The following is a 14789-nucleotide window of genomic DNA, read 5'->3' on the forward strand; positions in this document are numbered from 1 at the left end:
TGTAACCAATTACATTCATTAATCTATGCTTGCCGACATATTGATTCGTACCTAAAAGCGTTGTCTAGCTAATTGCTACTAATTAGAGGCCCCAAAATGGGTATCATCTAAAATATTTTGATGTATTACCCATTTTGTAACAAATACGAAAGAAGAAATTTATTTGATGCTGTATTTGTAATAATCGCATAAAATTTAGTGCATTCTATGTCATCTATTTCAAATATCTAATCCTTTTTTGCTATGATCATGTGTTTTAGTTTATTTGAAACAAAGTATTATTTAATAAGTTTTAAGCTAACATCAAGATATACAAGCAGTATAAAGGTCATTAAAAGACATCGCAACCCTGCGGTACAATAAGAAATTTATCTATCCAATAATTCATTGGCAGTCTGGTAATTATAACGTTTATCGCCCCATAATATGACGTGTATGGAGTGGGATAACTACAAATCAAACTCCAATAGTTGGTAGATTTATACAAGCAAGAACTGAGTTGAATAGCATTTCTGTATAACGTCAGTCTTGATTGACGAGATGCTTTTCCGTAGGGTAAAGCAGTGATTGCCTCGATCTACGTTTCGGCGGTGCGTTTTTTTAAGGTTTAGTACTTCACGGATACTAGTGCGTTATTTCAGTCCGGCAGCATCGCGCAGTATTTCGGTTTTGTCTGTCTTTTCCCATGGAAAATGTTCGCGGCCAAAATGGCCGTAAGTAGCTGTTTCTTGGTAGATTGGCTGCAATAGATTTAGCATGGTAATTAGTCCATAAGGACGCAAATCAAATAATTTGCGTACAAGTGCTGTCAGGTTCTCTACCGGGATTTTTTCAGTGCCAAAAGTTTCAATCATGATGGAAGTAGGTTCAGCCACGCCAATAGCGTAAGATACTTGAATTTCGCAACGCTCAGCTAGACCTACGGCGACGATATTTTTTGCCACATAGCGCGCTGCATACGCCGCTGAGCGGTCAACTTTGGACGGATCCTTGCCAGAGAAAGCGCCACCGCCGTGACGGGCCATACCACCATAGGTGTCAACGATGATTTTACGGCCGGTTAGGCCGCAGTCGCTCATCGGTCCTCCTATAACAAAACGTCCGGTTGGATTTATAAAATATTTGGTTTTGGGAGAAAGCCATTCCGAGGGCAGAACCTGTTTTATGATCTCTTCCATCACCGCTTCTTTCAACTGCGACATGGCTATTTCTTCTGCATGTTGCGTAGACAACACCACGGCGTCTATACCTACTACTTTACCGTTGTCGTAAGCAAAAGTCACTTGACTTTTAGCGTCTGGACGAAGCCAGGGCAGGGTACCATTTTTACGGACCTCGGACTGGCGGATTACCAAACGATGCGCGTAGACGATCGGTGCTGGCATCAGTACATCGGTTTCATTTGTAGCATAACCGAACATGAGTCCTTGGTCGCCCGCACCCTGTTCCATAGGATTAGTACGATCTATTCCCTGGTTTATATCCGGAGATTGCTTATTAATAGCACTCAGCACGACGCAAGAGTTAGCATCAAACCCCATATCAGAATGAATATAACCGATCTCGCGTATAGTTTTGCGCGTTAATTTCTCAATATCTATCCAGGCGTTGGTGGTAATTTCGCCGCCGACCAAAACCATACCAGTTTTAACATAGGTTTCGCAGGCGACTCGCGCCTTAGGATCCTGTGCCAAAATAGCATCCAATACAGCGTCTGAGATTTGGTCCGCGATTTTGTCGGGATGTCCCTCTGAAACAGATTCAGAGGTAAATAGTTGTTTAGCCATTGGTCTTTATTACCTTTGGGTATAAGTTATAAATGACTATGTAGCCGTTAGGAACGGGGGCATCATTGCAATGCACGAGACCCGGATAATGATAGTAAATGTGATTCTACCCCCTTAATCCTTGAATTGATCGTTCAGCAGAAAATAGTTGATTATGATAAATAGATTTACTTCTAGATGTTTATTTTAGGGTGAGAACTGGGTTAAATACTAGTAATTTTTGGCTCAAATATATCAGCGTATTAGCGAGTTTGAATTGAAAATTCATATGTCGATCAACTAATATCAGTTAGTCTTTATTTTTCCACTCACATGTATAAAAACGCGCGCTTTTATAATCTCTGGCATCAGTAGAGTTAACCGAATAGGCTCTAAAATTTTATACTTATCTTTTATTGTCTGTCTTAGGCACCTGATTTGATCAGGAGAAAGGATTTATAATGCGTACAATATATGATTTTATCTCGTTTTTATTGCGTAGCACGTCAGGCAACTAATAATATTCATTAGGCATTATTATTAAAGAGTACCACATAGTCAACGGGAATAAAATTAATACGGGAGGATAACACTCGTCAGGCTTAGAATAGCCGTAGGAAGGCTCACTGCTATCAGTTAATTTTGCCACAAAACTAATAATCAACGCGGCTAGACAAGACATCTTGTGTTCAAAATAGGAGATAAACATAAACGACAGTTATATCAGTGCAATGCTGTAACCTTATAATGTTATATTTCAGGAAAATGAATATGTTGCAATAGATTAGGATTATGTTATTAACGTTTCCTCTGATTTAGATTTTTGAGGAGTGTATTGTTATAACCAATTATATTCTATTAATGCTGTGCTTTTGTCAGAAGCGGAATTCTTTTGTTATCAGGGCTGCTATTGTTTGTTTTACGATATCAAAGTTAACTCGTACTTGCTCACATTATCGAATCTTTAAGCAATTGTAATTATCATTTTCGTCTTGTAGTCTTGTTATAAGACAGAACTAATAGCGCGGTATTGGCTCATGTCGGCATGATTAGCGCAGTACTCGTTTGCAGCAAACTACAAAGACAGGTAATATATTTTCTTTGTGTTTATTGGTGAAAAAAATAAATCATAAAGTTTATCCCATGACAGAAAAACTATCCAAAATCAGATTGCGCTAAAGTGGGATAAGTGACTAAATGTAGTGCCGCGCTTCGGAGCATAGGAGTGATTACGCTTACATAGCTTCTCTAGTAAATAAGTAATCCAGAGTAGGTGCGAAATCTTCTTTAGTTTGGCGTCGGCGCAGGTACTGCATTCTGGTCAATATCTTGCGCGCAAAGTACCCGCTGGACAATTTGCAACTACTGTATTTTACTTAACTTCTCAAAGTTCTCACTTGTCGAAAATATACGCGATATCGCTTTGGCGGGCATGAATCAACGCGCTTTTATGTTAATATTGCATTTTAAAGTTGATTTTTAGATAAGTGTTTTAACGTCGGAGGTGTTCTATAAGATTATTATGAATGGGTGCGTTCCATAGTACTATGGCGCAGACAATTATGGTTTGAATTAATATGCAAACAATGTGATTTGGGGACATAAGCTATATTTGTAATAAACACGATTTCTCGCACTAGATTTAGATGACTGAGTCAGGTCGTGCGGAATAGGCGCAACACACGGTGCTGATTTTAATGTCATTGCGCGATGTATAGCGCAACTGTATTCAGTGCGCTATACATCGCCTGAGGCTGATGCTCTATCGCGCGTATTTATTAGAAGCCTGTAGTAAATTTCTTTAATGCAATGCAGATAGTCACGTAACCATTGCGCATTACATGAATAGTTACGGAGCAGTTAAAGTAATTTTTATAATGTTTATACGTAATATATGCACGGTATGTTGAATTTGACATAACGTGCTTGGTTCTAGTAGTTTTATTTTAATGTTTGCCGCTTAATTTAAACGTATTTCGATCTGAGTAATGGGAGTATATTAACCGACTAGCGGTATAGTTTATGACGATTCAGTTCTGTATGTTAGCTTTTAGCTTTTATAATCGATGCCGAAAGCATGGGCGATCAACTAACTATCGTCTGTTTTTTCTCTCTGAGAGAGCAAAATAAGTCCCCCTGATAGGCGTGCTGTGCTTTATGTTCTTTCTTACTTTGCATCACTTACGAATCTGATAGTAACGTTTATTTATTATATTGATGTAGCCAGTTATTGCTACGCGGGGGGACGTAATTTTCTTATGATATGTTATATAATGCGTTAGTTATAAATTTTTCGTTGTTGAGCCTCTATCGGGAAATTTTGTCAATGTGCATAACTTGTTTGTCTATACTACCACTGTATATGTTTATGCAATTAAGATGGTGTCATGAAAGTGAATTCATAGGACAAAGAAGATACTGGCTTCCATAATGCTGTGTTATTTTCAGTTTGATTCATATATGCTACTGACTCGTTTTATTAATTAGTTAAAAATAATTTGGATGTCGGATTGTAAAATGAATTCCTAAAGGAATTCAAAGGCAGATCTATATGTAGTTTACTCGTTTTATTACAAGTTTTACTTGTTACCTAAAATGAATAACGTTAAGGATAAGGGATGATGATTAGTATAATGAGTTATTATCATGATAATTAACTGGTGTCTAACGCTTGCAGTTGCTTGTGTCTGTAGTTAGCGTGTAATTCGCGTATTACACGGATGCCGCCGGGGTATCATCGATTTCACGTTTGACATAGCGATTACCCCTTACGTGTATGTAGACGACACGGCCCGAAGTTCGTTAGGTTTCTTCTAACTTTGGCTCTGGGGAATGTGTGGCTTTCTTTTGGCATTTTGCCGTGCGTAAGCGCCTAAAAATTGTAGCTTGTTTCGATTTGATTTATGTATTTTTAGCATTGTGCATGATTTTCTGATAAATTGCGGTAATACTGAGTGCATTTCTTACTTAATGTAAGGAAATTTTGTTCCGTTACTAAGGAAGTTTGGCAATCAAATAAAAGGGTTTACAATGACTGTAATGAAAATGACCGATCTGGATTTGGCTGGTAAACGTGTTTTTATCCGTTCCGATATGAATGTACCGGTTATGAACAGAAAAGTCACTTCCGATGCGCGCATCCGCGCTTCTCTACCTACTATTAAAGCAGCGCTAAAACAAGGTGCGCGCGTCATGGTTACCTCTCATCTTGGCCGTCCTACAGAAGGAAAATACAACGACGAGTATTCTTTGCAACCAGTAGTAGATTATTTGAAAGATAAACTATCTTTACCAGTTCGTTTAGTCAAAGATTACCTCGATGGCGTTGAGACCACTGAAAAAGAACTGGTGGTGTTAGAAAATGTGCGCTTTAATAAAGGTGAAAAAACAAATGAAGAAACTCTTGCAAAAAAATATGCCGCGCTTTGCGATGTGTGTGTAATGGATGCCTTCGGTACTGCACATCGTGCCCAAGCTTCCACTCATGGCGTAGTCAAATTTTCCCCCATCGCCTGCGCTGGCACACTTTTGTTTAATGAAATTGAGTCGTTGAGTAAAGCGCTAGATAATCCGGATAGGCCGATGGTGGCCATCGTTGGTGGCTCAAAAGTTTCTACTAAACTGACTATATTGGACTCTCTATCCAAAATTGCTGATAAACTCATAGTTGGTGGCGGCATTGCCAATACTTTCGTTGCTGCCATGGGGCACAATGTTGGCAAATCGCTCTACGAAGCCGATTTAATTCCGGAAGCTAAACGTTTGCTGAAACGCTGCAATATTCTCGTACCTAATGATGTTCGTGTTGCCACCGAATTCTCTGAAACTACCACTGCAATACTGAAATCTACCAGTGATATTCAGGATAATGAACAGATCCTTGATCTGGGCGACGCATCCGTTGCCAGTTTAGCTAAAATTTTGAAAAATGCCAAAACAATTTTGTGGAATGGCCCTGTAGGCGTGTTTGAGTTTATCAATTTTAGGAAAGGAACCGAAGTGTTGGCGCGCGCTATAGGCGCTAGTAAGGCATTCTCTATCGCAGGCGGTGGTGATACTTTAGCGGCGATCGATCTGTTTGGCGTTGCCGATCAAATCTCTTATATTTCTACTGGAGGTGGCGCTTTTCTTGAATTTATCGAAGGTAACAAATTACCCGTGGTAGACATGCTAGAAGCACGTGCCAAACATTGAGTATTAAGAATTTTAGATGTTTTAAGTATTCGTCGTTTTCTTGGCTAGTTGTATATAAACTCTAACTGTGGCGATGAGGCATTTTTTCCTTTTCTTAATGACCTATAAAATAGGATAAAGCAATATGTCTAAAATTTTCGATTATGTTAAACCAGGTGTCGTTACCGGTGATGGTGTTCAACACGTGTTTGCTGTCGCGAAAGAAAAAAATTTTGCTTTACCAGCCGTAAACTGTGTGGGCACTGATTCCATTAACGCTTCATTAGAAGCGGCTTCTAAAGTGCGTGCGCCAATTATTATACAGTTCTCTAATGGAGGCGCTTCTTTTATCGCTGGCAAAGGTTTGCAGTCCGAAGGACATACCGCTGCTGTTCTTGGTGCGGTGTCTGGAGCAATGCACGTGCATCATATAGCTGAGTATTATGGGATTCCGGTGATCCTGCATACTGACCATTGCTCCAAAAATCTACTGCCGTGGCTCGATGGGTTGCTTGCCGCTGGCGAGAAGTATTATGCAACTACTGGCAAGCCGCTCTTCTCCTCCCATATGATTGACTTATCTGAAGAGTCGCTAAAAGAAAACATTGAAATCAGTTCCAAATATCTAGCGCGTATGGCGAATCTTGATATTACTCTGGAAATAGAGCTGGGTTGTACCGGCGGCGAAGAAGATGGCGTGGATAATAGTCATTTAGATAACTCCGCGTTGTATACTCAACCGCAAGATGTCGCTTATGCTTATGAGAAATTAAATGCCATCTCACCGCGTTTTACTGTTGCGGCTGCTTTTGGTAATGTCCACGGCGTGTACAAGCCTGGCAACGTTCAACTTACACCAAAAGCTCTTAATAATTATCAACAATATGTTTCAGAAAAATTTGGTTTACCCGCTAAATCCTTAAACTTAGTTTTCCATGGCGGCTCGGGATCCTCTCCGGAAGATATTAAGGAAGCTATCAGTTATGGTGTGGTAAAGATGAACATCGATACCGATACCCAGTGGGCGTCTTGGGAAGGTATTTTAAAATATTATCAAAAGAACAAAGGTTATTTGCAGGCTCAGCTGGGCAATCCCGAAGGCGTCGATAAACCCAATAAAAAGTTTTATGATCCGCGTGTATGGATTCGCGCTAGTCAGTTATCCATGATAACTCGTTTGGAACTGGCTTTCAAGGAACTAAATGCTATCGACGTACTCTAAATAGTACAGTGAGGTTGTTACTGTGCCTGACTTCTCGCCGTGTAGTTAGGTGAGGTACGAAGTAATATTAACTGAGTAATGCACTGGAAGGTAGTACATGTTCTGCTGCATGATACATTATGGTAATTATGGTAGGTCCTTATCTAGATCACATCTAGCGTTTTGTGGTCAAGATTCATAGTAGGAGGATTAGGAATGTTTAAGTCGGTATTAACCTGATAAATCATTTTATTTTGCAGATTTTTAATTGCTCCGGTTTGATTAAGTTGTTGCATTGTAAGGATACATATGTCCTGCCCCCGGGACCGGTCCGAAGGACCTATGTCATAAGCCAGAGCGGGAAACTTAAATGGAAGATATAGACGTTGTAAATCAAATAAATCATGCCAGTAACTGGCTAGTGAATAATCAAGAATTACTGATTAATTATGCGGTGAATATCATTGCTGTAATTATTATCCTATTTATTGGTCTGCTTGTCGCGGGGGTTATTTCCCGTACTCTAACCAGGATGATGAAAAGGCGGCACATTGACGCCACGGTAGTTAATTTTGTCTCGGCAATTTTGCGCTACGGTATTGTAATATTTACTCTCATTGCCGCCCTGAACCGAATAGGCGTACAAACAGACTCAGTAATCGCTGTTATCGGTGCAGCTGGTTTAGCAATTGGACTGGCTTTGCAAGGATCCTTGTCTAACTTTGCGGCAGGAGTACTGTTAGTTACTTTCCGCCATTTTCACACTGGAGATTATGTTGATTTTGCCGGCACTTCGGGCAAAGTTTTGGTAGTGCATATTTTTTCTACTACACTAAAAACCTACGATGGAAAGATTGTGGTGGTGCCCAACAGCAAAATTATCTCCGGCAATATTACTAACTTTTCCCAGGAGCCTAATCGATTAATCGATACTATCATCAGCGTTAGCTATAATGCTGATATCGAGGTCGTAAAAAAGATTATCACTGATATCTTGGTTGCTGATAGCCGGGTGATCCATGACATGGGACTAACTGTTCGGTTAAATGCATTCAGCCCGTCCTCAATGGATTTCATAGTGCGAGCTTGGGTACCTCATCGCGATCATCAAAACGCTATGTTCGATTTGCTGGAAAAAACTAAGATAGCTTTAAATAAGCATCAGATTAACATTCCATATCCACAGATTAATGTACATTTATACCGTATGTCAAAGCAGTAACCAAATCAAAATCAGCAGACCGACAACAACGCGATATTGTCGATTATTTTTCGTGCGGTTTTAAAAAAACTAACAAGTGTAATAGTGGCTAACCTCTTATGCCCGGTTTTAAGCTATCTTCAAAAGATTTAGCAATTTGATACTATCAGCTGAATGATTAGAATCATTAGCTAGAGAAAGTAGCTTTGCTACCAATAGCAATTGCTTCACGTTTACTTGTACCGCGTATATTGCTCATAGCGCGATTCGCTAGGGTTAAAATCAGAGTTGCCTATTTTTTGGGCAGCGTGGCTAAAAGATATACTTTGCCTTGTTTATTAGTTCCCTTTAGTGCCGTGCCTTGCTACATCTAGACATTTTAAATCCTCTTTGTGCATATATTCTTAAACGTACGTTTTTGTAGGTATTCTTACCGCGACGTGGTAGTAAATTCATTGGCGTTATTTTTTAAATATCATTTTGTATTACGATATATTTATTATGTAAGGCTGGCTGAGAAGCCACGGTTATTAAACCACTAGCAGGCCATATGTGACGTTTTTACTTAAAATTTATCAGGATAGTTTTGATTATCACCTACCTGCGGAGGATAAATTCATTATCGCAGAGGAAATCGTCACCTGTTTGTGCTGGCTATTGCTCGTTGTATCACCTAGCTCAATCTTTCTATTACGATCAAATAATCGAATGTGTACAGGCAGCAGTCTACAGAAAACGTAGTTCAGGATAATATTGACCATTTCTATCAATTTGCTAAAGGCTCGCTGAGCTCTTGTGTAATAATGTGTGTTCTACCCGCATATTTAATCGGATCGGGTCATCTCTCAGCACTGACTTTTGCGTCTTCCGTTGCCAGGTCGTGAGGCTGTTAATATTAACTGATATAAAGATAATGGTGGCTACGTGGTATCTTTGTCATATAATAGTCGAGCTATTCTTATCTGAGCTAATTTACTTAATGCATAACATAACATGCCAATACTTTAATCTCTTGTGGCGGATGCAAGATAGTTCGTACTAGCAGTAGCTTGCTAAACATATTTTTATATTGTTTTATTTTATGCCACACGGTCTACTGAGTAGTACATAGTTTCTGTAAGTTGCGTTTAAAAACGAACTCTTGTATTATAGCTTTAAATCTTCTTTTTAGCCTTTGATAATTTGGTAGTTTTATTTATTTTATCCTATGTTAACCAGTGAACTCTGCACTATGACGTACAATTTATATTATTGCGTGCGCAGGATATTAATCCTGATATAGGTTTGTTTTAGATCTAGTTTTTTTAAAATATTCAGGTTATCGCGGCCAAAATTAATTTGTATTGGTAACTGACATAGGGGTGCACATAGGTAGAAATATAGACCATGACTCAGGATGAACTTAAAAAGGCGGTGGGGTGGGCTGCGTTGAAATATGTCCATCCAGGTACAATTGTAGGTGTGGGAACCGGTTCTACAGCAGCGCATTTCATTGACGCACTGAAATCGATAAAGCATCAAATCGAGGGAGTTGTTTCTAGCTCAGAGTCATCTTCCACCAAACTGAAGAGTCTAGGGATTCCTCTATTTGACCTTAATGATGTCGATGTTTTAGATCTCTATGTCGATGGCGCTGATGAGATAAACGGTAGCATGCAGATGATAAAAGGTGGCGGTGCCGCGCTTACTCGCGAAAAAATCATTGCTGCCGTCGCTTGCAAGTTTATTTGTATCGCTGATTCTAGTAAGTTGGTTGACGTGCTTGGCACGTTTCCACTTCCAGTAGAAGTGATTCCCATGGCTCGTTCTTGGGTTGCCCGTGAACTGGTTCGCCTAGGCGGACAGCCAGTTTATCGCCGCGGAGTAGTAACTGATAACAATAATATTATTTTAGATGTTCATAATATGTTAATCCTAGATGCAGTGACTCTTGAAGAGCAAATTAATAATATTTCAGGGGTCGTAACTGTCGGCCTGTTTGCGCGCCGCGGTGCTGATTTAGCGCTTATTAGTAGTAAACAGGGCATTAAAATCATCAGATAAACTGATAGTCGATAAGTGGCTTACCTGACAGTAATCTATACTAATTACTCCCACTATAATAAATAGGTTATTTAGCATAACGCCATTTATTGCCTCTATCTTGTCAGGAGACGTAAAGGGTCAAAAATATTAACACTACATAAGATTAAAGTTTTGATAGTTTAATATAATTGCATCTATAAGTGATTAAGAATTTAAAATTATTTGGTTAAAGCAATTGTATATATCAAAAGCATATTTTGAGACCAAAATAATAAAAACGCGATCGGCACCGTACACTTTGTCAGTAATCATTCTCGCACTCATTTAACAGAATGAGTGCTTTATCCGCATAGGAGAAAATAGTGATAGTGAAGAATGCTTTTATCCAAAGCAATTTTGTCGACCAAGATGAATAATTTGCGTCTAGGTGTTTAATGCATTTTCTTCTGATAAGAATTTAGTCGTAAAAACGTGAATGAATTATTTCTGATACTAACATCCTGTTTGGGCCCAAGCTTACAAACGGACGTAAAGAAGTAAAGCCCTATAATACAGTAACTAGTCAAAAAACGCGGCTTATTAGCTATATGAGACCATATCAAAACGTAATTTAGTATACTTATTAGTATCTATAAGGGATACAAGGTTAGCTTTTACAATATCAAAAAGCAAGATGCACGCTAGATAATTTCTAACAGATTACGATCTATTGATCCTAGATGAATTACAATAAGTAATATGGTAAGTCTGTATATCCTAGATGCCGTTTTGCTCGCACTATGATGATGAATAGGGGAATTGAGTTTGTGCAAATTGAATACAGTAAGTTTTTATTAACTCTTTCCGCGGTATTATCGTGTAAAGTTTAGACTTTGTGTTAGGATACTGACTACAATTATGTGACCGATTCTATTTGTTATTGATTTTTTTAGAAGAACTAGTATTTAATAATAAATCTTTTAACTTCGCCGTTGCTTAGGTTTAACAATGTTATTTTTAGGCTGTATATCAGTGACGTAATTCAGTAATCCCAAGAAAATATCAACATAGCATTAAACCGACCAACCAGGAAAGAATTCCGACAATGTAGTATCATTTTATCGGTGGTTAATTTTATTGAGTTGTTATTGCCTGAGTATCACAAATAATGTTGTACAACTTGCTGTATTTTCCATGAGAATGATTTTGGTTCTTTTGATATACTGCATATTTATGCATCCATCATTCATGCTAGTGATCCTGGATCTAGGGAAATTAATAATTTTTGGTGAAACATGTCAGAGTTCCTAACTAGCGTGGAGAGAGGCGCTTAACTGCTGGCTTTTGTGGTTGAATATATCTCAGGTATAAAAGGTTTTTCTCGCTAACACATGTTAAATATGTTCATAACAGCCAATGCCGTAACACTACTATCAATTACTGTTAATCAAATATAATAAACGTCGTAAGCTGAATATTTAGCAAGCCCACCAGTGGTAATGGTAGGATAAGATTTCACCTAGTTTCTCGGTATGGCCTTGCCTAGTTTTACACATAGATGTACTATCTGTATATATTATGCATAAACAGTAATATCTTTAGGAGGAGGGAAATTAAAAGGATTAAGCACCGCTAAATAACAAAGTTTGTTTCTCGGCCCATAGGTATCAATAAAATGATAAGTATTTATCTTTCGCTATCAAATACAATTAATACGCCTAGGGTTTTCGGGTAGTCCCTATATACATGCATCTTTCATGGCATACCTAATAACGTGAAGTGCGGTTGCTATTTCTTCCTGAGTTAACTACGTTAGCCAGAGTTATCACATATAGTTATTCGAATATTTCACAATAATATTTTCCTGTTAACGATAGCCATGAGGCAAATTTTGTTTAATTAGGCATTCTAATAAATTTTATTATGGAATGTCCCCATAACATTTTTAATACACAATAATACAATATTGTAGGTCTTACATCATTTTTAATGAACTTAGTATGCGCACTCGTTAAGAAGATCTACATTATTGTGGTATTAAATATTAGCCTAAATATTTATTTTCTGGTACACAATGCATGATAATTTGGTTTCCAGCCTATGGAGGGATTAAACCAAACAACTCATGGTGTGTTATATGTTGTTTTATAAACTTTTAACTATCCGGACGTTCTTTATGCATTATGCAACCTGGTTATATCAACGCTTGCTCAATATTTTACTGCAATAAACTAATGTGCTGTTTTCTATTTGTTGCATCAACATAAAGCTTTCAACTTTCCTACTCTAATTAATTGCTGATGTGTAGGTAGGATATTAAAATAAGCCAGTAGATATTTGTTAACTTTATTTTGAATTTTAATATCTTGCAATTGCTTATTAAAATCTTTTGCCTTTTTAGTATATTGCTTGCTGTTTTGTTGTTCTTGGCAACATGGACCTTTAATTTACAATCAAGTATTTGCATGCTAATAAAGTCTGTTCTTACATATGAGCCTCCTGTTTTTATTACCACGCTAACCATTGCTAATGACGCATAATTGTCGACAAAGCGCGAATTAACATTGCCATAATCTATTTGAATAGAAAATAAAGACCTTTTGGGGTTAGCAACGAACGTTATTTATAACAGAACATACACTTATCTTGCCAAAATTGATGGAAACGCACATTCAAACATAATCTATATTACCGATTACAAAAAACTTAAATTGACTTTTAGCACAGCATAGACGTTAGTATTAACCGCAGTAGTGATGTATGAGCCACAAATTGGAATATTGTGTAACGGTAACGCAAAAGGAGGTATTGATACATGAATTGGACTAATGACGATTTTTTGGTGTTTATCTAAACGGTTTGATAAGCTGCTGTGCATACGGCCTAACTGCAATGAGCTAAATAGATGCACCACTTTAATATTTATTGTTGATAACAGTGAATGGCGAAGTTAATGTGTGGTTGTTATGAAAGCAAACCCCGGCCGGGTTAAGCTAATTAATGCCTATCTGGTTTGGTGAGCCATCGTTTGATCTAGTATTATGTTAACACTAACGTTAGCTTTACTTTGGGATCTTGGCTATAGCGTAAAGTTGTAAGCATCACCTAGACTTTGTTAAGGTAATGACACTATAAGAATGTACTCGCCGTTGTCAACTATTACTAGCAAAATAGGCGCTGCAAGTGCTTCGTTGATCTTTGCTGTCTCGGTAAGCTAGCCGAAGTACCTATTATTCAGTATCCTTATCGTTAAGACAAGTATTTCTGGTATTCACTGACTTTAGTTAGCCGTAGTCACTATTAATTTTATTAAATAACTGCCAAAACCATCACTACAGCATATTATATAATTAAGCATGCGATCAAACTACCGAAATCTAGACCGGAAGTCGCCCCTGGGCCGGTGAGGGTAGCCGGAACAGCGCCTAAGGAGTTTCTTGGTAGCTGCCCATCGTGAGGGATTAGTTTCCCGCAGTTCATTGCATTTGTTGCTCGACGTTCTGGACGTAGTGTACCACACTTATAGTAAATACGACTTTGCCTATATGTTTTTGTTTAGCGGTCTGTATATATTGTGTGATGACACGTGTCAGCAATTTCAAGTGCCAATGATAGCTAAGTTAATTACGGTCTTTTAGTGCACGAAATTTGGCTGATAAAATCTGAAAACGAGTTTAGAGGTGATGCGACTTGTTTTCCAAATCAACGCGTTGGCGCATGCTCGAGCCATGTGGCAATGACGTTTTTGTATGTATAAGTATCAATTGTAATGCGAAATTTAGCATGAATTTTACCGGAATGATTCCCATCATCTGTCTTATAACACCATTGTTGGTGTCAGTGAAAATGGTCATACTTTTCACCAAACTAAAAAATGTGTCTAAGATGAACAGTGACTATTTGGTATTAATCGATGTTAACTGTGAATATCATGGATGCGCTGGGAATATAACCCGTATTTTTTCTGTAAAATGGCCGATTGTCTTTGACGCAACGTACGATTTAGAATAGTTATTCTAACAGGGTTTAACCCTGCTTTTGCGCTCTATAAACCTGATCTTGATATTCAGGAGATGAGTGAAGAGGTAGTATGTAGTAGGTTACTAGATTTATAATGTTATGTTCTATGAAGGAGGTAAAGACGCTTATTGAGAAACATGTGCACCAAAATTTTTTATGAATGTCCTGAGTCATTGGCTTAAGTCTTGATGTTTACGACATCAATGGGTATGGTTAATTATTTATTCGGGCACTGGAGCCTTGCATTGTGATGATCGTAGAGCTAGATATTGATATCTATAAAGATGCCGGTTTTCTTCCTGCCTACCGCGGTATAAGTTTCCGCATTAAAGACAGAATAGTTACCCTTTCGGTTAGTGAAAGTCTTGCTGCTTCTATGGTTAAAGAATCCGATGCAATTAAAGTTATTATGTTATCGGGATAA

7 protein-coding genes are annotated in these 14789 nt (G+C 38.1%); 6 read left to right on the plus strand and 1 reads right to left on the minus strand.

Annotated features, from left to right (window positions below):
* Positions 1-632: 632 nt before the first annotated feature.
* On the minus strand, positions 633-1787 hold the full coding sequence (metK, locus tag HBA_RS01290; RefSeq protein WP_097032242.1) for a methionine adenosyltransferase: 1155 nt from the start codon (positions 1785-1787) through the stop codon (positions 633-635).
* Positions 1788-4796: 3009 nt separating this feature from the next.
* On the opposite strand from metK, the gene HBA_RS01295 reads away from it, so the two are divergent.
* From HBA_RS01295 to HBA_RS03455, 6 genes are all read left to right on the plus strand, one after another.
* On the plus strand, positions 4797-5960 hold the full coding sequence (locus HBA_RS01295) for a phosphoglycerate kinase (protein WP_097032243.1): 1164 nt from the start codon (positions 4797-4799) through the stop codon (positions 5958-5960).
* A 124-nt stretch (positions 5961-6084) separates the two neighbouring features.
* Positions 6085-7161 (plus strand): class II fructose-bisphosphate aldolase, encoded by a 1077-nt coding sequence (gene fbaA / locus HBA_RS01300; RefSeq protein ID WP_097032244.1) that lies wholly within the window; start codon positions 6085-6087, stop codon positions 7159-7161.
* 349 nt (positions 7162-7510) lie between these two features.
* Positions 7511-8362, plus strand: a complete 852-nt coding sequence (mscS, locus tag HBA_RS01305) for a small-conductance mechanosensitive channel MscS (protein ID WP_097032245.1) — start codon at positions 7511-7513, stop codon at positions 8360-8362.
* Positions 8363-9727: 1365 nt separating this feature from the next.
* The gene (gene rpiA, locus HBA_RS01310) at positions 9728-10384 is read left to right on the plus strand and encodes a ribose-5-phosphate isomerase RpiA (RefSeq protein WP_097032246.1); all 657 of its coding nucleotides are present in this window, start codon (positions 9728-9730) and stop codon (positions 10382-10384) included.
* 3744 nt (positions 10385-14128) lie between these two features.
* A complete protein-coding gene (locus HBA_RS01315; protein ID WP_157774242.1) occupies positions 14129-14356 on the plus strand; it encodes a hypothetical protein in 228 nt (75 codons plus the stop codon).
* Positions 14357-14615: 259 nt separating this feature from the next.
* The gene (locus HBA_RS03455) at positions 14616-14789 is read left to right on the plus strand and encodes a hypothetical protein (protein WP_157774243.1); all 174 of its coding nucleotides are present in this window, start codon (positions 14616-14618) and stop codon (positions 14787-14789) included.

The organism is Sodalis endosymbiont of Henestaris halophilus (assembly GCF_900161835.1).
Taxonomy (GTDB): domain Bacteria; phylum Pseudomonadota; class Gammaproteobacteria; order Enterobacterales; family Enterobacteriaceae.

Coding starts and splice junctions, on each gene's coding strand:
- HBA_RS03455 (WP_157774243.1), top strand. CDS start 14,616: ATGATCGTAGAGCTAGATATTGATATCTATAAAGATGCCGGTTTTCTT.
- fbaA (WP_097032244.1), top strand. CDS start 6,085: ATGTCTAAAATTTTCGATTATGTTAAACCAGGTGTCGTTACCGGTGAT.
- HBA_RS01295 (WP_097032243.1), top strand. CDS start 4,797: ATGACTGTAATGAAAATGACCGATCTGGATTTGGCTGGTAAACGTGTT.
- metK (WP_097032242.1), bottom strand. CDS start 1,787: ATGGCTAAACAACTATTTACCTCTGAATCTGTTTCAGAGGGACATCCC.
- mscS (WP_097032245.1), top strand. CDS start 7,511: ATGGAAGATATAGACGTTGTAAATCAAATAAATCATGCCAGTAACTGG.
- rpiA (WP_097032246.1), top strand. CDS start 9,728: ATGACTCAGGATGAACTTAAAAAGGCGGTGGGGTGGGCTGCGTTGAAA.
- HBA_RS01315 (WP_157774242.1), top strand. CDS start 14,129: ATGAATTTTACCGGAATGATTCCCATCATCTGTCTTATAACACCATTG.